We start from the raw sequence: 25,689 nt of genomic DNA, 5'->3' as shown, positions 1-25,689 counted from the left end.
GGCGGCGCCACGGCCGATCCCGTTCCGGCCGATCTTGTCCCTTTGGGCGGCGGGAAGACCGGTTCGCGGCCCGCTCGGGTCAGGCGCGGCCGCCGTGCCGCGGGAAGGCCGGAAGGGCCACATCAGGATATCCGCTCCCCGGCGGGAGAAAGCTCCGCCAGCGGCCAGCGCGGCCGTGGCGCGTGGTCCACCGGATCGGTGAGGCCGGCGCGCAGCCGCTCGATCCCGGCCCAGGCCACCATCACCGCATTGTCCGTGCAGAGCCGGATGGGCGGGGCGATCAGCGGCAGCCCGGCCCGTTCCGCCACGCCGCGCAGCGCCTCGCGCACCCCGCCATTGGCGGCGACGCCGCCGGACACCACCAGCGCCGTGGCGCCGGGCATCATGCCGAGGGCGTTGCGCGCCCGGTCGGCCATCACGGCGGAAACGCTGGCCTGGAAGGCGGCGGCGATGTCCGCCTTTCCGGCTTCGTCGGTGAGTTTGCCCACCGCCTGGGCCACGGCGGTCTTGAGGCCGGAGAAGGAGAAGTCGCAGCCCGGCCGCCCCAGCATCGGGCGTGGCAGGGGGATGCGCTTCGGGTCGCCCGACGCCGCCAGCCGTTCCAGATGCGGCCCGCCGGGCCAGGGCAGGCCGAGCAGCTTGGCCGACTTGTCGAAGGCCTCGCCCACCGCGTCGTCCAGCGTCGAGCCGAGACGGCGGTAGCGGCCCAGCCCCTCCACCGCCACGCACTGGCAATGCCCGCCGGACAGCAGCAGCAGCAGATAGGGAAAAGCCGGCGCCTCGGGCAGCAATCCGGGAAGGCGCGGCGTCAGCGCATGCGCCTCCAGATGGTTCACCGCCACGAAGGGCAGGCCATGCGCCAGGGCCAGGCCCTTGCCGAAGCTGGCACCGACGATCAGCCCGCCGATCAGCCCGGGCCCCGAGGTGGCGGCGATGCCGCCCAGCGCCGCCGGCGCGATCCCGGCCTGCTCGAAGACCCGGGCGGCGAGGTGCGGCATGTGGTGCAGATGCGCCCGCGCCGCGACCTCCGGCACCACGCCGCCGAAGCGTGCGTGCTCCGCCACCTGGCTCAGCAGCGCCTCGGCCAGCACGCGCCCGTCCGGGGCCAGCAGGGCCGCCGCCGTCTCGTCGCAACTGCTCTCCAGGCCGAGCACGGGGCCCTTCGGTTCCATATCCATTCCTCTCGGGGCCGGTTCCGGCCCCGGCCTGTGATCCCGCGATCCCTGGGCCGTACCTGGGACATTTCGTCCCGGAACAAGCCGCTTCCACGATCCGCGGGCCGGTTCTATGACGCGCCGATGCTTCCTGCCCACCCCGCAGCGGCCGGCAACAAGACCGGCCCTCTTTCTCCCGAGCCCAGGCCGCGCGTGCTGCCGCATGCGGGCCGGAACCTGCCGCTGCGCGTCGGCACGCGCGGCTCGCCGCTGGCGTTGTGGCAGACCCGGCATTTCCTGCAGAAGATCCTGCATTTCTGCCCTGTGCTGCGCATGGCGGAGGCCTTCGACGAGCATGTGATCGCCACCTCGGGCGACAGGATCCAGGACCGGCGCCTCGCCGATATCGGCGGCAAGGGGCTCTTCGCCAAGGAGATCCACGAGGCGCTGCTGGACGGGCGGATCGACTTCGCCGTGCACAGCCTCAAGGACCTGGAGACCGAGATGCCGCCCGGCATCGTCCTGGCCTGCACCCTGAAGCGCGAGGATGCGCGGGACGTGCTGCTCCCCGGCCCCGGCTGCGGCGCGCTCGACCCGGCGGACCCGCTGGGCTCGCTGCCGGCGGGCACCCTGCTCGGCACGGCCAGCCTGCGGCGGCAGAGCCAGGTGCTGCATGCGCGGCCGGACCTGCGGGTGACGATGATCCGGGGCAACGTCCAGTCCCGCCTCGGCAAGCTCGCCGCCGGGGAGGTGGATGCCACGATGCTGGCCCTGGCCGGGCTGAAGCGGCTGGAGATCGTGCCCGAGGGCATGGTGATCCTGGACCCGGAGGCCATGGTCCCCGCCGCCGGGCAGGGGATCGTCGGCGTGACGGTGCGCGAGGGCGATACCGAGCTGCGCCAGCTCCTCGCCGCCATCGAGAATCCGGAGGCCCGCGCCGTGTCCCGCGCCGAACGGGCGCTGCTCTCGGCGCTCGACGGCTCCTGCCGCACCCCGATCGGCGGCCATGCCAAGCTGCTGCCGGACGGGCGGCTCCGCCTGACCGGGCTGGTGGCGCGGCCGGACGGTTCCTTCCTGCTCAAGCGCAGCGTGCATGGCGATGCCCGGGATGCCGAGCGGCTGGGCGACGCGCTGGGCCAGGAGCTTCGGCTGGACAGCCCGGCCGACCTCTTCACCTGAACGGCGACCCGGATCGCGGCGGGGCCGGGCGCCCGCGCCCGCCAGCCGGGGAGGTCCCCGGCTGCCTCGTGACGCGGCCGGAGCCCGGGGCGGCGGAGACCTCCGCCCGCGTCGCCGCGCTCGGCTGGCGGCCCGTCCTGGCCCCCGCCCTGTTGCTCGAACCGCGCCCCGTGCCGCTGCCGCCGGCCCAGGCGCTGCTGCTGACCAGCCGCGCCGCCGCGCGCGCCCTGGCCGGCCGCATCCCCAACCTGCCGGTCCTGGCCGTGGGCGAGGCCACGGCGGCGGAGGCGCGGCGGGCCGGCTCCACGACGCTATATGTGGCAACCGGCGATGCCCAGGCCCTGGCAACCCTTGCCACCTCCGTGCTGGACCCGGCGGGCGGGCCAATCCTGCTGGCGGTGGGCCGTGGCTACGCGCTTGATCTGGCCGAGATATTGCGGGGGAGGGGATTCCGCGTCCGGCGCCGGGTGGTCTATGACGCCCACCCCGCAAGGCACCTGCCGGAGGAGGCGCTGCTGGCGCTGCGGAACGGGAAGATCGGCTCGGCCCTGTTCTTCTCGCCACGCTCCGCGGAGGTTACGCTGTCGCTGATGCGGGACGCGGGCCTGGCCGCGGCGGCAACGTCCGTCGAGGCCCTCGCGTTGAGCGCGCGTGTCGCGATGACGCTCCGGGGCCTCCCTTGGCGCGCCATCCGTGTCGCGTCCGATCTGAACCAGAATGCCTTGTTGGCCCTGTTGGGTCCGGCAGGCCAAACAGGAGAGCCGCCGCCCTCATGAGCGATTCCCCCGACAAGGACATGGCCCCAAGGGAGCAACCAGGGGCACAGCAGGGGCCTCGTCAGGAGCCGCAGGCGGCCGGCCCGGCCGGGTCCGGCGCGCCGGCACGCTCCACCCTTCCGCCCTCGCCGCCGCCCCGCAAGCTCGATCCGGCGGTGCTGCCCATCCTGATCGGCGTGCTGGTACTGGGTGGCGCCCTCGCCTTCCTGTTCCTGACGCCCTCCGGCACGGTCAATTCCGGCGAGACCAACCGAGTCCGCATCGCGGCACTGGAGGAGAAGCTCGCCTCCGCCACCGAGCGCCTCCAGGCCGACGAGCACCGCATGGCGGCGCTGGAGCAGCAGGCGCAGCAGCTCGCCGCGCGCCCGGCCGGCGACCCGGCCGCCCTCCAGGACCTCGCGGCCCGGCTGCAGGGCATCGAGACCCGGGACGGCGAAAGCACCAAGCGGCTGACCGACAGCCTTGCCGCCCTGGAGAGCGACCTGCAGCAGCGCCGCCAGGCCAACGAGGCGCGGCTGACCGCCATCGAGAAGAACGCCGGCGAGGCCAGCCAGCAGAACGCCCAGCGCATCCAGGCCATCGACAGCCGGGTCGGCGAGGTGGAGAACCGCGCTGCCGCCCGGGCCGCGGAGGCCGAGCGCAACCTGTCGCAGCGCATCGCCGAGGCGGAGAAGCAGATCGCCCAGCGCGTCGCCGATGCCGAGGCCGCCATCGCGCCACGGCTGGCGGCGCTGGACCAGAGCATCGCGCAGCGGGTGCAGGCCGCGACGCAGGAACTGGACCGCCGCGTCAACGCGCAGAACAGCGCGCTCGACCAGCGTCTCGCGGCCTTCGATGCCCGGGTGAAGCAGGCCGAGAGCGCCGAGCGCCGGGTGGGCTTCCTGGCCGCACGGGGGGCCATCCAGTCCGCGCTTGAGGCCGGGCAGCCGCTGAAGCAGCCTCTCTCCGGCCTGCCCGGCACGCCGCCGCCCGCCTTGCAGCGTTATGCCGAGACGGCGCCGCCCACTGAGGCCACGCTGCGCCTGAGCTTCGAGGAGGCCGCCCGCGCCGCCCGCGCCGCCGCGGAGCCGCAGGGACAGGGGGTCATGGACTCCGCCCTGGCACGCATCCAGGGGCTGGTGACCGTGCGCCGGGGCGATCAGGTGGTGGTGGGCGACACCGCCGCCGGCCATCTGGAGGCCGCGCGCTGGGCGCTGGATGCCGGGGACTTGGCCGGGGCGCTGCAACGGCTCGACGCCCTGCCGCCGGAATCCAAGGCCGCCATGCGTGGCTGGCTGGACCAGGCGCAGGGGCTGCTCGCGGCGCAGACCGCGCTGCGCAACCTTTCCGCCGACCGTAACGGGGGCGCCGGCTGATGCTTCGCGCCATCTGGCTGCTGATCGTCCTCGCGGTCGGCGTCGCCTTCGCCTGGTATCTGCGCACCCTCGGCGGTTCGGTCGAGATGCGGGTGGGCGATGTCTTCGTCGGCCTGCCGCTCTGGGTCCTGCTGCTGGTCCTCGTGGTCGGCTTCGTGGTGCTGTACGGCCTGCTGCGCGGCTGGGCGCTGCTGCGGTCCTGGCCGCAGCGCATCCGCGACCGCCGCGCCGCCCGCTACCGGGTGGAGGGCGATGCCGCCGTGACCCGCGCCCTGGTGGCGCTGGCCTCCGGAGCCTCCGACCAGGCGCGGATGGAGATCCGCCGCGCCCGCAAGCTGCTGGGGGACACGCCGCACACCCTGCTGCTGACCGCCGAGGCGGAGCGCATGAGCGGGCGCGAGGAGGCGGCCAATGCCGCCTTCCAGGCCCTGGCCGAACGCGACGACGCCCGCTTCCTGGGGTTGCGGGGGCTGCTGCGCTCCGCCATGCAGCGCGAGGATTGGCCCGAGGCGCAGCGCCTGGCCCGCGAGGCCGAGGCGGCGCAGCCCGGCGCCTCCTGGGTGCGCGAGGAGCGGGCGCTGCTCGCCATGCGCACGCATCACTGGGGTGAGGCGCTGGCGCTGCGGGCGCCGGGCCTTTCCGAATCCGCCCTGGCCCTGGCCGCGGCAGAGGAGGAGCAGGCCCCGACCCGCAAGGCCGAGCTGGAGAAGCGCGCCTTCCAGGCCGATCCCGGCTTCGCCCCCGCTGCCCTGGCCTATGCGGCACAGTTGCGCGACCTGGGCTCGCCCCGCCGTTCGCGGGCGGTGCTGGAGGAAAGCTGGAAGGCCGCGCCGCATCCGGACGTCGCCCGCGCCTATCTGACCGGCGAGGGCGATGTCCTGGCCCGGGTGCGCGCGGCCGAGACCCTGGTGGAGCCGAACCGCACCCATCCGGAAAGCCGCCTGCTGCTCGGGCGGCTGGCGCTGGAGGCCTCGCTGGTCGGCCGGGCGCGCACGGAGCTGGAAGCCCTGGCGGCCAGCGGCGAGGCCGATCGCCGCGCCTATCTGGCCCTGGTGGACCTGGAGCGGGTGGAGCAGGGCGACACGCCGGCCGGCCGGGCCGGCGAGGCCAAGTGGCTGCGCGCCGCCGCCACCGCCGCGCCGGAGCCCCGCTGGGTCTGCGGCCAGTGCGGCCAGGAGCACGAGGCCTGGGCGCCGGTCTGCGACCATTGCGGCACCACCGGCCGCATCGGCTGGACGGCGCCCTATCAGCGGCTGCCTGTCCCGCGTGCGGAAAAGGTGTAAAGCGGAGTTGCCGAAGTCGGCGGGCGAGGGTAGATAGCGCGCCACGCCGCTTCGGCAGGCCGACTTAGCTCAGGGGTAGAGCAACTGATTCGTAATCAGTAGGTCCGGGGTTCAATTCCCCGAGTCGGCACCATCTTCCCACCTCTCCGATTTTACATCTGCGAAGAGGCCAGCACCGGGACGCCCGAAGAGGCCAGCACCGGGACGCCCGAAGGGCTGACCGAGGCTGTCGGCGATGGAACCGGGCAGCGCAACTCCGTTTCCAGCGTGACCCACTCCCTGGCGAGTACGAGGCGCTTGTCGGCGTTCCGGGAAATCGGCAGGCTGATCAGCTTGCAATAGGCGATCAGAGCTGCCGCCAGGGCGGGCGCGGAAAGAAGCAGCGACACCGGCTCCGCGCCCTGCCCCGGACGGAACACGGCCCGCAGGCTGGGCGGGTCCAGCGAGACCGGTTCGCAGCGGAGGATCTCCAAGGGTTCCCGCACCAGCCCCAGAACGGCCGGGGCCTTTGCCAGTGCCAGGGAAAGGACGGGGAGCGGAAAGCGGATCTGCCGGACATCGACGATGTCTTGGAACATGCGCTTCTCCTTGCCGTGCCAATCTGCCGGGAAAGTCTGAAGCAAACATGAACGCCACGATGCGTGGGCAGGTCACCGGCAACCATCCAGGGGGTTGGCGGCTTCGGGCAGAGCGCTTCAGCGCAGGGGGACGCGTCCCCGCGTGGAGGGCTTTTCCCACGGCTCCGCCCGCGTTCCGGCCGGATGCAGCCGTGGCGCGACGGGAGGAGCGATGGGGAACACGGCCGCCGCATCGTGGTTCGCCGCGCCTTCCGGTTCGCGACAGAACCGCGAGATGTAGTCCGCGTCGATCTCGGCGGGCAAAAGCCGGATCGGCCCGTCCCCCCACAGGTCCTCGTTGGTCCAGATACCCTCGGCCGGCTTCCACAGCATCGGCCGGGGCGTACAGGGCCGCCCGGTATGGCAGGCCGAAAGTTGAAGCCAGTGCCAGGATTCCGTCTGGCGCCATCCGGCTGGCGGATATCCATCCCAATTCGGTCGCATCGCTGGCCCCCTCCGTATCTGTCCGGTAGCTTTCGGCTTGGCTGGCGTTGCAGAACTGTGAACGGGAACTGGAGGGCCTTAGGCAAATCAATTGTTTGTACCGCTCCTTATTATTCCCTTCTGAGTTGTAATCATGGCCGCTTCCTTCCGGTCGGGACTGGAAGGGACGGCGCATCTCGCCAAAGGCCCGCTCCGGGGGGGAGCCATCAGCACCAGCCGCCGCCCAGTTCGATCACCAGGACGATCACGACCAGCCACCAGACGACGCCGATCACGGCGGCCCAGGCGAGGCCCTTGCGCAACCGGCCTTCGGAAAACTCCGGCGGTTCCGGCGAAGGGGCGGGTTGCGATTCCCCCTCCGGTCCGTCCGCCCGTTGATCCTGATCGTCCCGCTTTCCTGCGATCCCAAGCCCTCCGCCGGTTCCGGGCGGCATGGCCCGGATGGAATCCCCACGCAATTCAGGTGCCACTCACCCTTCGCACGGGCCGCCGACGGTTCCGGAGGCAGTGCGATGACGCTGAGGTGAAGACAGGCGGCGCGGGGCGGTCCATCCCGGTCCTGTGAAAGCCCCCCGGCAAGCCTCTCGCAACCCCGGACCGTTAGGCTTGTTGGCGAGCCGGACGGCCCGGGCCAGGCGCCCTGGCGCGGAGTCCGCCCGGCACAGGAAATGGACACCGCAGACCATGGCCGATGACAGCAAGAGCACGCAGGTGCAGGTGGCGAATGCCCGCCCGGAGGATGTCGGCAAGGGGGCCGCGCGGGTCAGCCGGCGCATCATGCAGGAACTGGGCCTGCAACCGGGCGACGTTCTGGAGGTCATCGGCCAGCGGCACACCGCCGTCATCCCCATCCCACCCTTCCCGGAGGACGAGGACCTGGAGATCATCCGCCTGGATGGGCTGCAGCGCGGCAATGCCGGCGTCTCGGCCGGGGAGCGGATCGAGGTCCGCCGCGCCCAGGTGAAGCCCGCGACCCGCGTCGTGCTCGGCCCGGCGCAGAAGAACCTGCGGCTCTCAGGCTCTGGCGAGGCGTTGCGGCGCACCTTCATGGGGCGTCCGGTCGTTGCCGGGGACGTGATCTCCACCTCGGTCTATCACCGGCCCGAGCGCGGCGCCGACGGCATCCCGGACGAGGTCTATCGCCGCTTCTTCGAGCAGCAGACCTATGCCCTGCAGGAAATCCGCCTCGTCGTGGTGGAAACCACGCCCAAGGGCATCGTCCGCGTCGACCAGCACACCGAGTTCGAGATCCTGCCCCAGTACGCGGAGCCCAGGGAGGTCCGCCGCGCCGACGTCACCTACGACGACATCGGCGGGCTGGGGAATGCGGTGGATCAGGTGCGGGAGATGGTGGAGCTGCCGCTGCGCCATCCCGAGCTGTTCCAGCGCCTGGGCATCGACCCGCCGAAGGGCGTGATCCTCCACGGCCCGCCCGGCACCGGCAAGACGCTGCTGGCCAAGGCCGTGGCGAACGAGTCCGAGGCGAATTTCTTCTCCATCGCCGGGCCCGAGATCATGGGCAGCCAGTACGGCGAATCCGAGAAGCGGCTGCGCGAGATCTTCGAACAGGCGGGCAAGCAGTCGCCCTCCATCATCTTCATCGACGAGATCGACAGCATCGCGCCCAAGCGCGACGAGACTCGCGGCGAGGTCGAGCGCCGCATCGTCGCGCAGCTCCTGACCCTGATGGACGGGCTGGAGCCGCGGCAGAACGTGGTGGTCATCGCCGCCACCAACCGCGTCGATGCGATCGACGAGGCGTTGCGCCGCCCGGGCCGCTTCGACCGGGAGATCGTGATCGGCGTGCCGGACGAACCGGGGCGCCGCCAGGTCCTGGGCATTCACACGCGCGGCATGCCGCTGGCCGACGACGTGGACCTCGATGCGCTGGCGCGTTCCACCTATGGCTATGTGGGCGCGGACATGTCGGCCCTGGCGCGCGAGGCGGCGATGGACGCGGTGCGGCGCATCCTGCCGCAGATCAACCTGCGGGAAGGCATCCCGCCCGAGATCCTGGCCGACCTGCGCGTCTGCCGGCAGGATTTCGAGAATGCGATGAAGCGCATCCAGCCCTCGGCGCTGCGCGAGATCATGATCCAGGTGCCCAACGTCACCTGGGAGGATGTCGGCGGGCTGGAGGAAACGCGGACCCAGCTCCGCGACGGTATCGAGTTGCCGCTGAAGCATCCCGACGCCTTCCGGCGGCTGGGCATCCGCCCGGCCAAGGGCTTCCTGCTCTTCGGCCCGCCGGGCACCGGCAAGACGCTGATGGCCAAGGCCGTGGCGCGGGAGGCGAGCGCCAACTTCATCGCCACCAAATCCTCCGACCTGCTCTCGAAATGGTACGGCGAGTCGGAGCAGCAGGTGAGCCGCCTCTTCGCGCGGGCACGGCAGGTGGCGCCGACTGTGATCTTCATCGACGAGATCGACAGCCTGGTGCCGGCACGCGGCGGCAGCCTGGGCGAGCCCGCGGTGACGGAGCGGGTGGTGAACACCATCCTGGCCGAGATGGACGGGCTGGAGGAACTCCAGAGCGTGGTGGTCATCGGCGCCACCAACCGTCCGAACCTGCTGGACCCGGCGCTGCTGCGCCCCGGGCGCTTCGACGAGCTGGTCTATGTCCCCGTGCCGGACGAGGCCGGGCGGCTGCATATCCTGCGCATCCAGACCAAGGAGATGCCGCTGGCCAGTGACGTGGACCTGGAGGATCTGGCGAAGCGCAGCCAGGGCTTCACCGGCGCCGATCTGGGCGACGTGGTGCGGCGGGCGGGGCTGCTGGCCCTGCGCGGGGATATCGCCAGCCCGGCGGTGGGCCGTTCGCAGTTCGAGCAGGCGCTGCGGGAATCCCGCCCCTCGGTGACGCCGGAGATGGAGCAGGAATACGAGCAGCTCCGCCGCAGCCTGAAGCAGCAGGGGCCGCTGGTGCAGCGGCCGCGCATCGGCTTCCAGTTGGACTGAGGTGCGGTCCTGTCCATGGCCCCCCGCCCGGCATCCATGCCGGGCGGGGGCATGGCCTCACGGCTGCAGGCGCCAGCTCTGGATGAAGTCGTGGATGCCGGAGGCGATGAACTGCACGGCGATGCAGGTCAGCAGGAATCCCATGATCTTCGTCATGGCCGTCACGCCGTGCCTGCCCAGAAGCCGGGCGATGCGGAAGGAGGCGGAAAGGATCGTCCAGGCGATGACCAGGGTGATCACGATACCGGCGGCGATCACGACATGGCCCAGGATCATCCGGTCGTGCGGGATCTGCGAGCTGTAGCCCAGCACGGCGGCGATGGAGCCGGGGCCGCTGAGACTCGGCATGGCGAGCGGGGTGAAGGCGATGTCCGGCTGGCCGGGGCGGTTGGCGGTCTCCACCGTCTCCTGCGTCGGGCCGGTTTCGTCCTGGCCGGTGAAGAGCATGCGGAAGCCGAGTGCCAGGATGATCAGCCCGCCCGCGACGCGGATGCCGGGGAGCGAGATGCCGAAGCCCGCGATGATCAACTGCCCGGCCAGCAGGAAGGCGAGCAGGATCGAGGCGGCGTAGATCGAGGCGAGGCGGATCTGCCGCTTGCGCTCGTCCGCCGGCATGGTCCGGGTCAGCGCGATGACCAGCGGGACCGTGCTGAACGGGTTCATGATCGGCAGGATGCCCATCACGACGATGCCGACATAGTAGGGGGCTTGCAGCAGATCCGACATGCCGGCTGTCTTGCCATCATCCCGCATCGCGGCAAGCGCGAAGGCGGGGAGGGGGCCGCGGACCAGCCCTGCGGCGACCGCGTACCGCAACCCGCCCGTGCGGCACGGCGCTCTGTCGCGAGTGGCGATGGAGGGCGGTGTCCGCAGCCTGCCGCCGGGCGCGCGGGTGGAGGTGCCGGCGGGCTTCGCCTGCTTTCCGGACCCGCTGCATCCCTGGCCGCCGCGGGGCTTCGCGGAAAAGGGATTCAACGTCTCCCGCTATAACCCCCGTGCCACGGGGTGGGCATTTCGCGGCGCTGGAGGCGCCGGATCTGCTGGTGGCGGACCTGCGGGAATGGGGCCGGAGCGGGTGAGGGGAGCCGGCACCGGCCGGCTCCCGGAAGTCGGGCCGCTCAGACCGCCCCGTGCGCCTCGAAGGTCATGGCGTAGACCGAGTGCGAGCTGGCCATGTAGAGCCGGTTGTTCTTCGGCCCGCCGAAGACGAGATTCGCGCAGCGTTCCGGCAGGCGGATGAAGCCGATCGCCTTGCCCTGGGGGTTGAAGACCATCACCCCGTCCAGCTCCTCGGACCTGCCGCGCAGCTCGTGGACCTTGCGGCCTCCAACATCGCGCGGCTCGGCCTCCAGCGCCCCGTTGCTGCCCCAGCCGCACCAGAGATTGCCGTCCCGGTCCACCTTGAAGCCGTCCAGCGCGCCCTGGTCGGCGGCGTCGATCAGCTTGGTCTTGCCGGAAAGCGTGCCGTCCGGCTGCACGTCATAGCTCCAGATGCTGCGGTTGGGCGTGCCCTTCCACTCGACGACGTAGAGCTTCTTCTCGTCCGGGGAGAAGGCGAGGCCGTTGGGATTGACCAGGTCGGTGAGGACCGCCGTCAGCTTCCCATCCGTGCCGATACGGTAGACATTGGTGGTCGGCTGTTCCGGCGTGGCGCGGAAGCCCTCCCACTCGCCGTTGATGCCGAAGGTCGGGTCGGTGAACCAGATCGTGTCGTCCGACTTCACCACGATGTCGTTCGGCGCGTTGAGCCGCTTGCCCTGATAGCTATCGGTCAGGACGGTGATGGAACCGTCCTTTTCCGTGCGGGTGACGCGGCGGGTGACGGAATGCTCGCAGGTGACGAGACGGCCCTGCCGGTCCCGCACATTGCCGTTCGAGAAGTTGGACGGCGCGCGGAAGACGGTGAAGCTGCCATCCTTCTCGCTGTACTTCATGATGCGGTTGTTGGGGATGTCGCTGCAGAGCAGGTAGCCGCCTTCCGGAAAATAGGCCGGGCCCTCGGCCCAGCGCATGCCGGTGGCGACCTGTTCCAGCGTGCTGCTGTAGATCCGGTACTTCGCGAAGCTGGGATCGAGGATCTGCACCGCCGGATCGGGATAGCGCTGGTTCGGCGCGAAGGCGAAGGACTGCGCCAGCGCAGGGCGTGCCAGGGCGGCGGTCGCAGCAATGCCGCCGGCGGCCGTCAGCAGGCTGCGTCGTGTGGTGTTCATTCCGGTTTTCCCCTGGCGCCGCGCGCGGATCTGCCGCGGCGCTCGGTCCGCGACCATAATGCCGGTAAGGGGCACGGGCCATGCCGCGCCCCTGTCCGCTCCGGTGGCGTCAGGCCGCCTTGCGTGCGGTGAGGCCCCAATCCTGCAGGAGCTGCACCAGCGTCTCCTGCGCCTCCGGCGTGAGCGGCCAGGCGGCGGGCGGCCGGGCCGGGCCGGCATCCTCGCCCATCAGTTGCAGCGCGGCCTTCACCACGGAAACATTGGCGCCGCCGAGCTCCTGCGCGCGCAGCACCTCGAAGGGGTCGATCGCCTCGATGTTCCCGCGCGCCGCCTCAAGGTCGCCGCGCTCCAGCGCCGCATGGATGGCGACGGAGCGCTCGGGCACGACATTGATCAGGCCGGAGGTGAAGCCGCGCGCGCCCACGCCATACATCGGCGGGGCCCAGGGCTCGGCCAGGCCGCAGGTCCAGTTCACGCCGAGATGCGCCGTCCGCCGCACGGCCTGGGCCAGCAGCATGACATTAGGGGTGGCCCATTTCACGCCGACGATGCCGGGCAGGCTGGCGAGCTCGACGATGCGGTCGATGCCCATGCTGTCGTTGCGCAGGTAGAGGACGATGGGAAGCTCGCCGGCCTCCGCCACGCGCTGGAGATAGGCCTTGATGCCGCGCGGGGCGCAGAAGGGGTCGGGCGGCTGGTGCACCATCAGCATGTCGGCGCCGGCCTGCTTCGCCACGCGGGCGAGCTTCTCGGCCTCGACGACCGAGCGGCCCACGCCGGCGATCACGGCGGCACGCCCTGCGACCATGCCGGGGACCTCGGCCTGCATGCGCTCGGCCTCGGCGAAGGAAAGCGAGTAGAACTCGCCGGTATTGCCGTTCACGGTCAGGCCGTGGACGCCGGCCTTCGCGGCGCGGGCGATGATGGGCTCCAGCGCCGCCGGCGCGATGGCGCCTTCGCGGTCATAGGGCGTCACCAGGATGCCGGAGATGCCGCGCAGGGCGGTGAGGCAATCGTCCCGGGTGAGTGTCATGTTGTCCTCCTGTTGTGGTCGGGACCGTTCTGGCTGGAGCCGTCCGGGCCGGCGGGAGCGAGGCCATCGGCCATGCCGTCCTCGTTCAGGGTGGGGACGGCCTGTGGCGGGGCCGGATGCTGGGAAGCCTGCCGCAGCGAGCGCAGCCCATGCGCGCGCATCAGCAGCTCGGCGCGGTCCTGGTCGCCCAGGCGCAGGGCGTCCAGCAATTCGGTGTGCTCCACCAGGGCGCGGGTGAACTCGCCCGGGGCGGCGAGGCTGCGCTGGCGGCCGACCTGATCGTAGCCGCGCAGGGAGCGCAGCGTCGTCTCCAGCATGGCATTGCCGGCCATGGCACGGATCATCTCGTGGAAGCGGGTATTGGCCTCGGCGAGGCGGCCGGCATCGCCCGCCCCGGTGGCGGCGCGCATGGCGTCGAGCTGCCCGGCGAGGCGGGCGATGTCCTCGGGCGTGGCATTGCGGGCGGCGAGCCCGGCGACGACGGCTTCCAGGGCGACGCGGATGCGCCCCATCTCCTCCAGCTGGCCGGGGCCGAAATCGGCGACAAGCGTGCCGCGCCGCGGCAGGGTGACGACGAGGCCCTCCATCTCCAGCCGCCGCAGGGATTCGCGGACGGGGGCGGGGGAGACGCCGAGCCGGGCGGCAAGGCCGCGCTCGGAGACACGGGTGCGCGGCGCGAGGCTGCCCATGGCGATGGCGTCACGCAGCCGGCGATAGACACGTTCCGAGAGCGAGGCCGTTTCGCTTTGGGAGAGCGGCTGGAGCGCGTTCATGCCATCTGATATATCAGTATGGCTGGACAATCGCAAGCGCTTCCCGTGCCGGGCCGTTCCAGCCCCGGGCCCGGGCCGTCAGAGAGAGGCGCCGCAGGCCACCGCGCCGCAGGCCGGGGCCAGCACGGCGGTCAGGCGCCGGGCGAGTTCCTCGGTGCGGAAGGGCTTCTGGAGGATCCTGTCCTTGCTCTCGCCCGCCATGGCGGGGGCCTCGGCATAGCCGGTGAGGAACATGATCGGCAGCTGGGGGCGGCGGCTGCGCGCGGCCTGGGCGACCTCCACGCCGTTCATGCCGGGCATGGCGAAGTCCAGCAGCAGGAGGTCGAAGCGGGTGTCGCCGTCAAGCAGGTTCAGCGCCGCGAGGCCGTCATGGGCCTCGACCACGTCATAGCCCAGGTCCCGCAGGGTGAGGGCGGTGATCTCGCGCACGGGTTCCTCGTCATCCACCAGCAGGATGGTCCGGTCGTCCTTTTCCGGCCCCTGGGCCGGGGCGGGTGCAGCCGGGCGCGCCTGGGCGCGGGGCAGGTAGAGATGGATGGCCGTGCCCCGGCCGTGCGCCGTCTCGACCCGTAGCCCCCCGCCGGACTGCTGGACGAAGCCCAGCACCTGGCTCAGTCCCAGGCCGGACCCCTGTCCGACATCCTTGGTGGTGAAGAAGGGCTCGAAGGCCCGGGCCCGGACCTCTGGCGTCATGCCGGTCCCGGTGTCCCGGACCGTGATCGCGACATAGTCCCCCGCCGGCGGTTCCTCGGGATGCTCCGGCGGGCCGAGGGTGACGTTGCCGGTGACGATACGGATCGTGCCGGTGCCCTGCATGGCGTCGCGGGCATTGAGCACGAGGTTCACCAGGGCGAGCTCGATCTGGGTCGGGTCGGCCATGGCGAGCCAGGCTTCCCGCCCCACGGGGGCGTCCTGGCCGGTGTCGAGGCGGACGCTGCCGCCGACGGTGGTGCCCAGCAGCCCGGCCATCTCCTGGATCAGCGCGTTCATGTCCAGGGGGCGGGGGTCGAGCCGCTGTCGGCGGGAGAAGGCGAGGAGCTGCGAGGTCAGCAGGGCGCCGCGCTCGGCAGCCAGCCGGACCGCTTCCAGCCGCCGCGCGAGATGGGCGGACGACAGGCCCTGGACAGGGGACTGGCGCTGCAGCAGCCGCAGGTTGCCGAGGATGACGGTCAGCAGGTTGTTGAAGTCGTGCGACACGCCGGCGGTGAGTTGGCCCAGCGCCTCGGCGCGCTGCATCTGCCGGAGCGAGGCTTCCAGCCGGTCATGCTCCTCGATCTGAGCCTGCAGGCGCCGGTTGGCCTCGGAAAGATCGCTGGTGCGCTGCCTGACCAGGCGTTCCAGCGCCTCCTCGGCCTGATGGCTGGCGGTCATGTCGGTGTTGATGCCGGCAAAGCCGAGGAACTCGCCATCGGCGGACAGGCGCGGGGCGGCATCCACCCGCATCCAGTACACCCGCCCGCCCTTGGCCTGCATCCGGATGACGGTCTGGAAGGGCTCACGCACGGCGAAGGCGCGGCCGATCGCCACATCATTAGGCGGACAGGTCCTCGGGATGGATCAGCCGGTGCCAGCCTTGCCCCTGCAACTCGCTCGCCGGATAGCCCAGCGTCCGCTCGTGGTGGCGGTTGGTGAAGATGCAGTTCCCATGCTGGTCGGAAAGCCAGATCATGGAAGGGGTGCAGTCGGCGATGCGGCGGAAGGAGGCCTCCCCATCCGCTTCCGCCGCAAGGCACTGGGCCGGGAAGGGCTCCTCCTGGGCTGGCTGGCTTTCGTCGGACGGGTTGCGACGAGTCCCGGAACTGCTCCCTGTCTGGCGGGGCTGGGTCTCCGGCGGCTGGGGGGGCCTTATTCGATCAGACGAGGGCAGGGCCATGATCCAGAGGCGAGAAACGCGGGCAACGTTCTGGACATCATTGTCCGTGAGGGCGGCAAGCTAGGGCCCTGGGGATGCGACGGCAATTGCGGGGCGGCCCGATGGCCCCCTGCTGGGCATCACCCTCGCGTGAAAACGGCAACCGGCGGCGCGCGCTGGCGTGCCACGGCGGCACATGCCAGTTCTGGCGGCCTGCAAGACAGGGGCCGATGCCATGACATCTTCCGAAGCGCTGCGCGGCGCGATCCTGCCGGTTACGCCCTTCGGCCAGAACTGCCTGATCCTTTGGGACGAAGCGACGAAGCGCGGGGCGGTGGTCGATCCCGGCGAGGCCGGGCCGGTGCTCGCCGCCCTGAAGGAACTCGGCGTGACGGCGGAGAAGGTCCTGCTGACCCATGGCCACCTGGACCATGCGGCGGGTGCCGCAGAGGTCGGCGAGACGCTCGGCATCCCGGTCGAGGGACCGCACGAGGCCGACCGTTTCCTGCTGGACGGGCTGGCGCAGTCGGCGGCGCAGTACGGCTTCCCGGGACGGCCGGTGGTGCCGGACCGCTGGCTGGCCGAAGGCGACACGGTGGAGGTCGCCGGGCGCCGCTTCGAGGTCCTGCACTGCCCCGGCCACACGCCGGGCCATGTGGTGTTCTTCGACCCGGCCGCGCGCTTCGCCGTGGTGGGGGACGTGATCTTCCGTGGCTCCGTGGGACGGACGGATTTCCCCTATGGCGACGGTCCGGGGCTGGTCCGGGCGATCCGGGAGAAGCTCTTCCCGCTGGGTGACGACGTGAGCTTCCATTGTGGGCACGGGCCGGGCGGGATGCTGGGCGAGGAGCGGCGCAGCAACCCCTATGCCGGGGAAAGGGCGGAGGGGTGAGCGGGAAGGAGCCCGACATCGTCCGGACCGGCAGCCGGCTGGTCTACGAGAACCGCTGGATGCGGCTGCGCGAGGATACGGTGCGGCGGCGCGACGGCTCGCCCGGTCTCTTCGGCGTGGTCGAGAAGACCGACTTCGTGACCGTGGCCGCGGTCGAGGACGGCATGGTCCATATGGTCGAGCAGTTCCGCTATCCGGTAGGCCGCCGGTGCTGGGAGTTCGTGCAGGGCATGTGGGAATACGCGCCCGGCACCGACCCGCTGGAACTGGCGCGGGCCGAGCTGCGGGAAGAGACGGGGCTGCGCGCGGCGGAGATGCGCTATGCCGGGCGGCTCTTCCTGGCCTACGGCTTCTGCACCCAGGCGAACCATGTCTTCCTCGCCACCGGGCTCACGCCGGGCGAAGCGGCGCTGGAGGTGGAGGAGCAGGATCTGGTGACGCGGGCCATGCCCCTGGCGGAGCTGGAGGCGATGATCCGGGACGGCGTGATCGAGGACCAGTCCACCGTGGCGGCCTTCGGGCTCCTGCGGCTGAAGGGGATGCTGTGAGGCTGCCGCTTGGAACCCCGGGCGGAAGACAGGACCCGGTTCCGTAACCCCGGGTGGATCATGCATGCCGTCGCGCGCGCCCGGGCTGCGGCGGGTGCCTGCCCGGCGGAAATGTTCACCCGATTGCAACAGGCCATCCCGGCGCATCCTCGCTACAGCGGTCCTCGACTGTCACACCTGGGGGACCGATGTCCGACACCATCCTCCGGGGCGCCGGGGGGGCACTCACCTCCCCGCGTCCGGATCTCGACCGCAAGCCGCATGCCTTCGGGGCCATTGCCTTCATCCTCGTGCTCGCCGGCGGGCTCGGCTATGCGGCCTTCAGCATCGCGCAGGACATGCGGAGCGTGGGCGAGCACGGCCTGGCGACCGGCGCCCTCGTCATGCTCGGCCTGGCCCTGGTGATCGCGCTGGGCTTCGAGTTCGTGAACGGCTTCCACGACACCGCGAATGCCGTGGCGACCGTGATCTACACGCACAGCCTGGCGCCCCTGACGGCGGTGGTCTGGTCGGGCTTCTGGAACTTCCTGGGCGTGCTGACCTCCAGCGGCGCGGTCGCCTTCACCGTCGTCACCCTGCTGCCGGTCGAGCTGATCCTGCAGGTCGGCAGCACAGCGGGCTATGCGATGATCTTCGCCCTGCTGCTCGCCGCGGCGATCTGGAACCTCGGCACCTGGGCGATGGGCCTGCCCAACAGCTCCTCGCATGCGCTGATCGGCTCGATCATCGGCGTGGGCCTCGCCAACCAGCTCCTGGCGCCGGCCGGCTCCGCCACCTCCGGCGTGGACTGGAACCAGGCGGTCAATGTCTTCGAGTCCCTGCTGTTCAGCCCGCTCATCGGCTTCGTGCTGGCGGCAGTGCTGCTGCTGGCGATGCGCTTCGTGGTGCGCAACGAGGCGCTCTACCGCGCTCCGGAGGGCAACAAGCCGCCGCCGGTGGCGATCCGCGCGCTGCTGATCGCCACCTGCACCGGCGTCTCCTTCTTCCACGGCAGCAATGACGGGCAGAAGGGTATGGGCCTGATCATGCTGATCCTGATCGGCGCCGCACCGACGGCCTATGCGCTGAACCGCGCCACGCCGGACAGCGCCACGCCGGCCTTTGTCGAGACGGCGCAGCGGGCCAGCGGCATCTTCGCCAGCCATGCCGGCGGCGCCCCGAGGCCGGAAAGCGCCGCCGCCGCACGCTCCGTCGTCAGCGACGCGCTGAAGGTGCGCGAGGTCAACCGGCCCGAGGTCTATGCCGCCCTGGCGGTGCTGACCCAGGATATCGGGCGGCAGGTGCAGGGCTATGGCGCTGTGCGGCTGGTGCCCGCGGCGGCGACGCCGAACGTTCGCAACGACATGTACCTCGCCTCCGACGCGGTGCGGGTGATGGGCGCGCATCCGGCGGGCTTCGGTGATGAGGAGGTCGCGGCGCTGAAGTCGATGCGTGGTCTGCTCGACGAAGGCACCAGGTTCATCCCGACCTGGGTGAAGGTCACGGTCGCGCTGGCGCTGGGCCTCGGCACCATGGTGGGCTGGAAGCGCATCGTGGTGACGGTGGGCGAGCGGATCGGCAAGACGCACCTGACCTATGCGCAGGGGGCCTCGGCCGAGATCGTGGCCATGGGCACGATCGGACTGGCCGATGCCTACGGCCTGCCGGTCTCCACCACCCATGTCCTGTCCAGCGGCGTCGCCGGCACCATGGTGGCCAGTGGTTCGGGGCTGCAATGGGCGACGGTGCGGAACCTGGCGATGGCCTGGGTGCTGACCCTGCCGGCCGCCATGGCCATCGCCGGCGGGCTCTACGTGCTGCTGCGCCAGGTCTTCTGACGGCGCGGCCCCGGCGGCCCGCGCCGTCGGGGCCTCACCGCATCGTCATGGCCAGGGCGCGGCGGTTTCATGCTTGAGGGACGCCGAAGAAGGATGAGCCGGGAATCCTCCGTCATGCCGATACGCCTTGCCGCCGCCGCGATGCTGGCCGGCCTTGCCGCCATGGCCGCCGCCCCGTCCGCGGAGGCGCAGGAGGCCGCCGGGACGGGCTGCAAGGCGCGGGATGGGGCCGATCAGGGCGGCAGCCTGCCGGCGGGCGAGGCGCTGCAGAAGCGGCTGACCCTGTGCCCCGGTGGGAACGAATTCACCATCCGGCCGCTGCTGCGCTTCGACCTCGACGGCGTGTCCTTCTTCGGCCAGGACCGGCCGGGAGGCTTTGATTCCGGCACGCAGGTGCGGCGGGCGCGGCTGGGCGCGGCCGGCAACCTGCCCGCCGGCTTCGGCTACCGGGTGATCTGGGAATTCGGCGGCTATCCGAGCCGGACCAACTTCCTCTACGAGGCGCAGCTCACCTACAAAGTTCAGCAATGGGGCATGGTCCGGGCCGGGTCCTACACGCCGCAGCACCTGCCGGAATATGCCGCCAGCTCCTTCGACCTGCTGTTCCTGGAGCGGTCGGCGATCAGCAACATCGTGGCCGGCCTGGCAACCGGGGATTCGCGGGAGGCGGTGGGCCTGGAGGCGCGTGGCCGGGACTGGAACCTGAGCCTCTACGGCACGGGCGGCACCAGCTCGGCGCTGCACGACCACCGGCAGCGCGGTCTGGCCGGCCGGACCGTCGCGGTGTCGGGCGAGGGCGGGCTGCTCCATCTGCAGGCGGGGTTCGACGTGGCGGCGCAGTTCGATCCGGGCACCGTGCCGGGCAACGACACGCTGCGGCTGCGCGACTATCCGGAGCTGCGCGGCGACGGGTCGCTGCGCTTCCTCGACACCCGGTCAATGGGCGCGCAGGACGTCTATGCCTATGGGCCGGAGCTGAGCGGCACGATCGGCCCCCTCTATGTCGAGGCGCTCTACCAGCAGATCGTGGTGGACCGCGGCCATGGCGGGACGAGCCGCTTCGACGGCTGGTACGCGCAGGCCGCCCTGCCGCTTTATCCCTGGAACGGGAAGCGGAAGCGCAGCGCGGAAACGGGCACCTGGCGGCGCCCGCCCACCGAGGGCTGGGCCGGCTTCAACGGAAATCCGGGGGCGCTGGAACTGGCGGCCCGCTACAGCACCGTGAACCTGAACGACGGCACCGTGCGGGGCGGCACGCAGAGCATCTGGACGGTGGGGCTGAACTGGTACCTCTCGGAAAACCTGAAGGTGCAGACCCAGTACCAGAACGGCCGGGTCGCCCTGGACGGGCCCGACCGCCTGTTCCAGGCCTGGGCGGTGCGGCTGGCCTTCAACCTCTGAACAGCCGGGGCTTCCCGAGAGGAGGAGGAACCGGCGCGCCACCCCGGCATGCCGGTTTCGCGCTTGCGGTGCTGCGGCCGGGGCGGGAAGAAACCTCCCGTTTCCGTGATGAGGGTGGCAATGTCCGGCGAGGACGAGGACTACGTGTATGACGAGGCCACCGGGGAGTGGCGCCCGGCCAGCGAGATGAAGGCGGCGCAGGCTCGGCAGGAGGTGCGCGACGCTTCGGGAAAACTTCTCGCCGACGGGGATTCCGTCACGCTGATCAAGGACCTGAAGGTGAAGGGGGCGAACCAGACCCTGAAGCAGGGCACGGTCATCCGCTCGATACGCCTGACTAACGATCCGGCGGAGATCGACTGCCGCCACGACACGATCAAGGGCCTGGTGCTGCGCACGGAGTTCGTGCGCAAGCGCTGATCATGCCCCGTCCGGGCGGGGCGAAAGGCGCAGCTCGCAGCAGCCCCGGTCGCCCGGCTTCCATGTCCGCGCCGCGAAGCCGATGCCGCTGGCGCCGAAGACGCCGTGATCGGCCCGGCCGGCGATGCGGCAGAGCAGGGCGATCTCCTCCGGCGTCCGCCCGTCCTCCTCCCAGGCCTCCTTCAGCGGGCAGCGCTCCACCTGCACGATCAGCGTGCCGTCCGCGGCCTCGCGAAGCCGGTGGGGAAAGAGCCGGCCCCAGTCCGGGCTGGCGCGGGTCAGGAAGGTTTCCGCCACGGCCTGGGGCGTGGGATCGCCGAGCCCGGCGAAAAGGGCCGCGCCCGCCGCCGCGCCCCGCCGCTCGATGGCGAGCGACAGCAGACGCTCGGCCTCCGCCTCCCCATGGGCCTCCCGCAGCGTGGCGAGCAGGTCCCAGTAGAGGCGGCCACGGGCCTTGAAGGCGGCGTCAAGCTCGGCAGCGAGCCTGGCGGCGCGCTCCTCCGGGGCAGGCTCCCGGGCAGGCAGGGCGGGGGAGGGGATCTCGCGCGATTCGGCCATGATGCGGAGAAGGCTCGTTCCTGACCGGCTCCGCTGTCCATATGGATTTTCTCCCCCGCCCCGCCTCCGGGAAACGATCTTTTCGCGGTTGCGGAAAGTCGGGGCGCGTGGACAGAGTGCCTCCCCCTTCCAGCAGGAGAGACCCGCATGCTGCAACTCGGCCAGGTCGCGCCCGATTTCGAGGCGGAGACGACGCAGGGGCGTATCCGCTTCCATGACTGGCTCGGCGGTTCCTGGGGCGTGCTGTTCAGCCACCCGAAGGACTTCACGCCCGTCTGCACCACGGAACTGGGCATGACGGCGCGGCTGAAGCCGGAATTCGAGAAGCGCGGCGTGAAGGTGATCGGGCTGAGCGTGGACACGCTCGACCGTCATGCCGGCTGGGATGCGGACATCGCCGAGACGCAGGGCGTGGCGGTGAACTTCCCGATGATCTCCGACCCGGACCGGACCGTCGCCAACCTCTACGGCATGATCCATCCGGAGGCCGATCCCTCGGTGACGGTGCGGACGGTCTTCGTGATCGACCCCAACAGGAAGATCCGTCTGATGCTGGTCTATCCGCCCAGCGCCGGGCGGAACTTCGACGAGGTGCTGCGGGTGATCGACAGCCTGCAGACCACGGACCGGCACAAGGTGGCGACGCCGGTGAACTGGCAGCCGGGCGATCGCGCCATCGTGCTCGCCTCGCTGAGCGACGAACAGGCGAAGCAGCAGTTTCCCCAGGGTTTCACCACGGAGAAACCCTATCTCCGCTGGGTCGAACTGCCGAAGGAGTGATATCTTGAGTCTGCCCGGTCCCGCCGATGGCTTCTGGGGTGCGGTGGGCCGCACTCCGATGATCCGGCTGAAGCGTGCCTCGGAGCTGACGGGCTGCGACATCTTCGCCAAGGCGGAGTTCATGAACCCCGGCGGCAGCGTGAAGGACCGGGCGGCGTTGGGCATCCTGGGCGATGCGGTGGACCGGGGGCTGCTCACCCCCTACCGGCCGGGCACGGTGGTGGAGGGGACGGCCGGCAACACCGGCATCGGCCTGGCGCTGGCGGCGAATGCACGCGGCTGGCGCTCGGTGATCGTGGTGCCGGAAACGCAGAGCCGCGAGAAGATCGACTTCCTGCGCATGATCGGCGCGGATGTGCGGCTGGTGAAGGCGGTGCCCTATGCCGATCCGGGCAACTACGTGCATGTCTCGCGCCGGCTGGCGGAGGAGCTTTCGGCCCAGGGGCCGACCATCTGGGCGAATCAGTTCGACAACCTCGCCAACATGCATGTGCATGAGCGCACCACCGGGGCGGAGATCTGGGACGAGCTGGACGGGCGCATCCATGCCTTCACCTGCTCCTGCGGCACGGGCGGCACGCTGGCGGGCGTGGCCAGGGCGCTGAAGTCGCGTAACCCCGAGATCCGCATCGTGCTGGCCGATCCGATGGGCAGCGCGCTCTATTCCTGGGTGAAGACCGGCCGCCTGCAGGCCGAGGGCAGTTCCGTTACAGAAGGGATCGGACAGGCGGCGCGGGTGCCGGGCAACCTGGAGGGCGCGCCGATCGACGATGCCGTGCAGGTGCAAGACGAGGCCATGCTGGCGGAGGTCTATGCGCTGCTGGCGGAGGAAGGGCTGAGCGTCGGCGGCAGCGCCGGGCTGAACGTGGCGGCGGCGATCCAGGTGGCGCGCGACCTGGGCCCGGGGCACACGGTGGCAACGATCCTCTGCGATGGCGGGGCGCGATACCAGTCCAAGCTGTTCAACCCGGAGTTCCTGGCCTCCAAGGGCCTGCCGGCGCCGCCCTGGCTGCAGGGGTGAAAGGGGCGGGTCCCGGCCGGACCTGCCCTTCGCTGCCGGAATGGAATGTCGCGGGACGGAAGCGCCTTTCCTGCCTCACGTCGGGGTCGTTGCGCAGGCGCGGGATCGGTTGGAAAGAGCCGAAAAAAAGAAAGGCGGCTCCGAGGAGCCGCCAAGTTTAGGGAGGAAACGTCCAAGAAATGCAGCCTCACATCTCAGTGATGCTGCACAGCAAGAATATGAACAGTCCGGTCCGTCCATGCAAGGGCAAACTCGCATCCCGGTGTGCCCGATATGCATTTCCGGGTTGCGGCGGCCGGGGTCTTCTCACCACAGAACATCGCCCACGGGCTGCAAAGGTTTCGGCACGTCCAGCTCGCCGATCGCTTGCAGCAGGTCGATCTCGATGGTCCGGCAGATGGCGTTCAGCGGCACGTCGTTCGGCGTGTTCTCGAAGGGGTCCTGGATGTCGTCGCCGATCTGCTCCATCACCAGCAGCATCAGGCCCACCACCGTGGAGGCGAGTGGGGTGTAGAGGCCCAGGCTCTCCACCAGGCCAAGCGGCAGCAGAACGCAGAACAGGTGGACGAAGAAGCGGGGGTAGAAGGTGTACTGCCGGGGCAGGGGCGTGTTCTTGATGCGCTCCATGCCGCCCTGGGCATTGGCCATGTCCACCATCGTCGCCTCGATGCGGGACTGGCGGATATTGTCCAGCCAGCCGCGTTCCAGCGCATCGCCGAGCAGCCGCGCGGAACCCGTGAGGATGGCGTTGGGCACGTTGTTGAAGCGGTGGAGATGGGCGACCTCCTCCGGCTCCATGTGCCGGGCGAGCTCGTCCCAGCATTCCTGCTTGCGGAGCTGGCAGCGCAGGGCGTGCACATAGGCGACCTGCCGCTGCACCAGCCGGCGCTTCAGCGGCACCGCCTCCGGCGTGTCGGGCAGGAAGGACAGGACCTCGCGCCCATAGGAGCGGGAGGCATTGACCATGGCGCCCCAGAGGGTCCGCGCCTCCCACCAGCGGGCATAGGCGCTGTTGTTGCGGAAGCCCAGGAAGAGCACCAGCGCGGAGCCGAGCAGGGGCAGGGGCAGCACCGGCAGATAGACGCTGAAATCGTGGTGGAGTGTCACATAGGAGACCACGATCAGGACGTCCCAGATCAGGAAGATCACCAGGGGCCACCCCAGCCGGGCCATCATGCGGTGCAGCTGAACGTCCTTCGGAACGATCATGCGGTTCTGTTCTTCTCCGTTGTCCGATGGCCGGGGCAAAAGGTTCCCGGCCCCCGCCACCATCGCTGCAACGCAGCATGAGACCGGGGGTTGAGCCAAGAATCGGAGTGTTACCGGGGCAACCCCTTCTCCCGGCGAGCGTCATGGTCGCAGCGGATGCCATCCATGCGTGCAGGGGCCGGGAGACACATCGGATGATCGAAAGACGCGGAATGCTCGCCGGCATGGCCTCGGTGGCGGCGGGCCTGCCCCGGGCGGCAGCGCGGGCGCAGGGCGGCAATGGCGGCGGCAACGGCCCCGCCTCGCTGCTGCTGGTGATGGAGAAGAACGCCGGCAAGCTTGCCTTCTTCGACGCGGCGGACGGCACGCGGGTCGGCGAGGTCGCCTTGCCGCCCTATCCGCATGAATTCGTCGTCGATGCGCCGGGGCGCTTCGCCTATGTCGGCCATTACGGCCTGCCCAGCTCCGACAAGCCGGGCGAGGGTGGTCATTCCGTGGTCATGGTCGATCTCGGCGACCGCCGCGTGGTCCGCACCATCGACTGTGCGCCCTTCAACCGGCTGCACGGCATTGGAATGGACGGGCAGGGGCGGCTCGGCGTGCTCAGCGAGGGGCGTGACACGCTGCTGATCCTGGAGGACCCCGCCAGGGCGGTGCGGCCCGACCGGCAGGCCGCCACGGGCGGGCGGAAGACGCATCTCTTCGCCTTCAGCCGGAATGGCGAACGCGCCTATGTCACAGGCCTGGAATCCGGCACGGCCAGCCTGGTGCGGCCCTATGACCGGGTCGCGAAGCCGGTGGTCGTGAAGACGGGCCGGATGCCGGAAGGCAACTGCCTGAGCCCGGACGGCAAGGCCTTCTATGTCGGCAACCGGCGGAGCGGGACGGTGAGCGTGCTGGATGCCGAGAGCATGAAGCTCAGGGACCAGCGGGATGTCGGCGGCGATCCGCTGCGCCTCTATGCGCTGCCGGACGGACGGCTGCTGCTCGCGGATCTGGAGCGTGAGAGCATCAGCCTGCTGCGGCCCGACCTGCGCGAGATCTGGCGCCTGCCGCTGGGCGCGAAGCCGAGCGCGGCCTCGCTGCATCCAGGCAAGGCGGTGGCCTTCGTCTCCCTCGCCTCGGACGAGGTGGTGACGGTGGACCTGGAGGCGAAGCGCATCGAGCAGCGGATCAGGACCGGCGCGGGCGCGGACGTGACCCGGCTGCTGCAACAGGGCTGAGGCGCCGGCGCCGACGGATCAGCGCCGGACGAACAGGGCGATCGCCAGGACGATGCAGGCGAAGGCCAGGATGCCGAACATCGCCTGCACGACGGAATAGTTCTCCGCCCCGGCCGCCACGAAGACGGAGGCCAGGCTGCCGCCGAGATAGAGGATCAGCCGGACGATCAGGCCCATGGCGCGGCG

Annotated in this window: 25 protein-coding genes and 1 tRNA gene; 14 read left to right on the top strand and 12 right to left on the bottom strand. The window is 70.8% G+C overall.

Annotation, left to right across the window (positions count from 1 at the left end; genetic code table 11):
* Window positions 1-122: 122 nt before the first annotated feature.
* Window positions 123-1,172 carry a tRNA (adenosine(37)-N6)-threonylcarbamoyltransferase complex transferase subunit TsaD gene (tsaD, locus tag BT98_RS24420; RefSeq protein WP_020628560.1) on the bottom strand — a complete coding sequence of 350 codons (1,050 nt, stop codon included), beginning with the start codon at window positions 1,170-1,172 and terminating at the stop codon, window positions 123-125.
* Between the two features lie 126 nt (window positions 1,173-1,298).
* Here tsaD and hemC point away from each other — a divergent pair, with 126 nt between their 5' ends.
* The 5 genes from hemC to BT98_RS0114020 all read left to right on the top strand — a co-directional run bounded on the left by hemC (window position 1,299) and on the right by BT98_RS0114020 (window position 5,880).
* Window positions 1,299-2,333: a hydroxymethylbilane synthase gene (gene hemC, locus BT98_RS0114040; RefSeq protein ID WP_027297250.1), complete on the top strand. Its 1,035-nt coding sequence runs from the start codon at window positions 1,299-1,301 to the stop codon at window positions 2,331-2,333.
* Between the two features lie 68 nt (window positions 2,334-2,401).
* The gene (locus tag BT98_RS0114035; RefSeq protein WP_026033067.1) at window positions 2,402-3,109 is read left to right on the top strand and encodes a uroporphyrinogen-III synthase; all 708 of its coding nucleotides are present in this window, start codon (window positions 2,402-2,404) and stop codon (window positions 3,107-3,109) included.
* Entirely contained in the window at window positions 3,106-4,464 is a 1,359-nt protein-coding gene (locus tag BT98_RS0114030; protein ID WP_019460383.1) for a COG4223 family protein, read from the top strand. The genes BT98_RS0114035 and BT98_RS0114030 overlap by 4 nt, the downstream gene beginning before the upstream one ends.
* On the top strand, window positions 4,464-5,747 hold the full coding sequence (locus BT98_RS0114025; protein ID WP_019460382.1) for a heme biosynthesis HemY N-terminal domain-containing protein: 1,284 nt from the start codon (window positions 4,464-4,466) through the stop codon (window positions 5,745-5,747). The genes BT98_RS0114030 and BT98_RS0114025 overlap by 1 nt, the downstream gene beginning before the upstream one ends.
* Window positions 5,748-5,805: 58 nt before the next feature.
* Window positions 5,806-5,880 (top strand) — tRNA-Thr (locus BT98_RS0114020).
* Between the two features lie 19 nt (window positions 5,881-5,899).
* Here BT98_RS0114020 and BT98_RS0114015 read toward each other — a convergent pair.
* Together BT98_RS0114015 and BT98_RS0114010 are read right to left on the bottom strand one after the other, a co-directional pair.
* A complete protein-coding gene (locus tag BT98_RS0114015) occupies window positions 5,900-6,325 on the bottom strand; it encodes a hypothetical protein (RefSeq protein WP_019460381.1) in 426 nt (141 codons plus the stop codon).
* Between the two features lie 117 nt (window positions 6,326-6,442).
* Window positions 6,443-6,697 carry a hypothetical protein gene (locus tag BT98_RS0114010; RefSeq protein ID WP_019460380.1) on the bottom strand — a complete coding sequence of 85 codons (255 nt, stop codon included), beginning with the start codon at window positions 6,695-6,697 and terminating at the stop codon, window positions 6,443-6,445.
* Between the two features lie 795 nt (window positions 6,698-7,492).
* On the opposite strand from BT98_RS0114010, the gene BT98_RS0114000 reads away from it, so the two are divergent.
* Complete coding sequence (locus BT98_RS0114000; RefSeq protein ID WP_019460378.1) at window positions 7,493-9,766, top strand: CDC48 family AAA ATPase; 2,274 nt, start codon at window positions 7,493-7,495, stop codon at window positions 9,764-9,766.
* 57 nt (window positions 9,767-9,823) lie between these two features.
* On the opposite strand, the gene BT98_RS0113995 is transcribed toward BT98_RS0114000, so the two are convergent.
* The 6 genes from BT98_RS0113995 to BT98_RS28440 form a co-directional block, all read right to left on the bottom strand.
* Window positions 9,824-10,492: a MarC family NAAT transporter gene (locus tag BT98_RS0113995; RefSeq protein ID WP_026033066.1), complete on the bottom strand. Its 669-nt coding sequence runs from the start codon at window positions 10,490-10,492 to the stop codon at window positions 9,824-9,826.
* A gap of 392 nt (window positions 10,493-10,884) precedes the next feature.
* Entirely contained in the window at window positions 10,885-11,976 is a 1,092-nt protein-coding gene (locus tag BT98_RS0113985; RefSeq protein ID WP_019460376.1) for an SMP-30/gluconolactonase/LRE family protein, read from the bottom strand.
* Window positions 11,977-12,085: 109 nt separating this feature from the next.
* Window positions 12,086-13,009: a dihydrodipicolinate synthase family protein gene (locus BT98_RS0113980; RefSeq protein WP_019460375.1), complete on the bottom strand. Its 924-nt coding sequence runs from the start codon at window positions 13,007-13,009 to the stop codon at window positions 12,086-12,088.
* On the bottom strand, window positions 13,006-13,782 hold the full coding sequence (locus tag BT98_RS0113975; protein WP_019460374.1) for a GntR family transcriptional regulator: 777 nt from the start codon (window positions 13,780-13,782) through the stop codon (window positions 13,006-13,008). The genes BT98_RS0113980 and BT98_RS0113975 overlap by 4 nt, the downstream gene beginning before the upstream one ends.
* Window positions 13,783-13,860: 78 nt before the next feature.
* Window positions 13,861-15,309 (bottom strand): response regulator, encoded by a 1,449-nt coding sequence (locus BT98_RS24415; protein WP_019460373.1) that lies wholly within the window; start codon window positions 15,307-15,309, stop codon window positions 13,861-13,863.
* A gap of 4 nt (window positions 15,310-15,313) precedes the next feature.
* Complete coding sequence (locus BT98_RS28440) at window positions 15,314-15,655, bottom strand: PAS domain-containing protein (RefSeq protein WP_081798600.1); 342 nt, start codon at window positions 15,653-15,655, stop codon at window positions 15,314-15,316.
* A gap of 214 nt (window positions 15,656-15,869) precedes the next feature.
* Here BT98_RS28440 and BT98_RS0113960 point away from each other — a divergent pair, with 214 nt between their 5' ends.
* The 5 genes from BT98_RS0113960 (at window position 15,870) to BT98_RS0113940 (ending at window position 20,712) form a co-directional block, all read left to right on the top strand.
* A complete protein-coding gene (locus BT98_RS0113960) occupies window positions 15,870-16,526 on the top strand; it encodes an MBL fold metallo-hydrolase (protein ID WP_019460371.1) in 657 nt (218 codons plus the stop codon).
* Window positions 16,523-17,074, top strand: coding sequence for an NUDIX domain-containing protein (locus BT98_RS0113955; protein WP_019460370.1), 552 nt, complete (start codon window positions 16,523-16,525; stop codon window positions 17,072-17,074). The genes BT98_RS0113960 and BT98_RS0113955 overlap by 4 nt, the downstream gene beginning before the upstream one ends.
* 188 nt (window positions 17,075-17,262) lie before the next feature.
* Window positions 17,263-18,891, top strand: coding sequence for an inorganic phosphate transporter (locus BT98_RS0113950; RefSeq protein ID WP_019460369.1), 1,629 nt, complete (start codon window positions 17,263-17,265; stop codon window positions 18,889-18,891).
* A gap of 114 nt (window positions 18,892-19,005) precedes the next feature.
* Entirely contained in the window at window positions 19,006-20,292 is a 1,287-nt protein-coding gene (locus BT98_RS0113945) for an OprO/OprP family phosphate-selective porin (protein WP_162175653.1), read from the top strand.
* 108 nt (window positions 20,293-20,400) lie between these two features.
* A complete protein-coding gene (locus BT98_RS0113940) occupies window positions 20,401-20,712 on the top strand; it encodes an alkylphosphonate utilization protein (protein ID WP_237719357.1) in 312 nt (103 codons plus the stop codon).
* Here BT98_RS0113940 and BT98_RS0113935 read toward each other — a convergent pair whose 3' ends face one another.
* Window positions 20,713-21,270 carry an L-2-amino-thiazoline-4-carboxylic acid hydrolase gene (locus BT98_RS0113935; protein ID WP_019460915.1) on the bottom strand — a complete coding sequence of 186 codons (558 nt, stop codon included), beginning with the start codon at window positions 21,268-21,270 and terminating at the stop codon, window positions 20,713-20,715.
* A gap of 147 nt (window positions 21,271-21,417) precedes the next feature.
* On the opposite strand from BT98_RS0113935, the gene BT98_RS0113930 reads away from it, so the two are divergent.
* Both BT98_RS0113930 and BT98_RS0113925 read left to right on the top strand, forming a co-directional pair.
* On the top strand, window positions 21,418-22,050 hold the full coding sequence (locus BT98_RS0113930) for a peroxiredoxin (RefSeq protein WP_019460916.1): 633 nt from the start codon (window positions 21,418-21,420) through the stop codon (window positions 22,048-22,050).
* Between the two features lie 4 nt (window positions 22,051-22,054).
* Entirely contained in the window at window positions 22,055-23,071 is a 1,017-nt protein-coding gene (locus tag BT98_RS0113925; RefSeq protein WP_019460917.1) for a cysteine synthase A, read from the top strand.
* 306 nt (window positions 23,072-23,377) lie between these two features.
* Here the strand turns inward: BT98_RS0113925 and BT98_RS0113920 are convergent, their stop codons facing one another.
* Window positions 23,378-24,280, bottom strand: coding sequence for a bestrophin family protein (locus tag BT98_RS0113920; protein ID WP_019460918.1), 903 nt, complete (start codon window positions 24,278-24,280; stop codon window positions 23,378-23,380).
* A 194-nt stretch (window positions 24,281-24,474) separates the two neighbouring features.
* Between BT98_RS0113920 and BT98_RS24410 the strand changes: the two genes are divergently transcribed.
* Entirely contained in the window at window positions 24,475-25,503 is a 1,029-nt protein-coding gene (locus BT98_RS24410; protein ID WP_081798597.1) for a YncE family protein, read from the top strand.
* Between the two features lie 18 nt (window positions 25,504-25,521).
* Here BT98_RS24410 and BT98_RS27715 read toward each other — a convergent pair whose 3' ends face one another.
* The gene (locus BT98_RS27715; protein WP_167522612.1) at window positions 25,522-25,680 is read right to left on the bottom strand and encodes a hypothetical protein; all 159 of its coding nucleotides are present in this window, start codon (window positions 25,678-25,680) and stop codon (window positions 25,522-25,524) included.
* Window positions 25,681-25,689: the final 9 nt, after the last annotated feature.

Source organism: Roseomonas mucosa ATCC BAA-692, assembly GCF_000622225.1.
GTDB lineage: Bacteria > Pseudomonadota > Alphaproteobacteria > Acetobacterales > Acetobacteraceae > Roseomonas > Roseomonas mucosa.
This window is presented reverse-complemented; position numbering and strand designations above follow the sequence as displayed.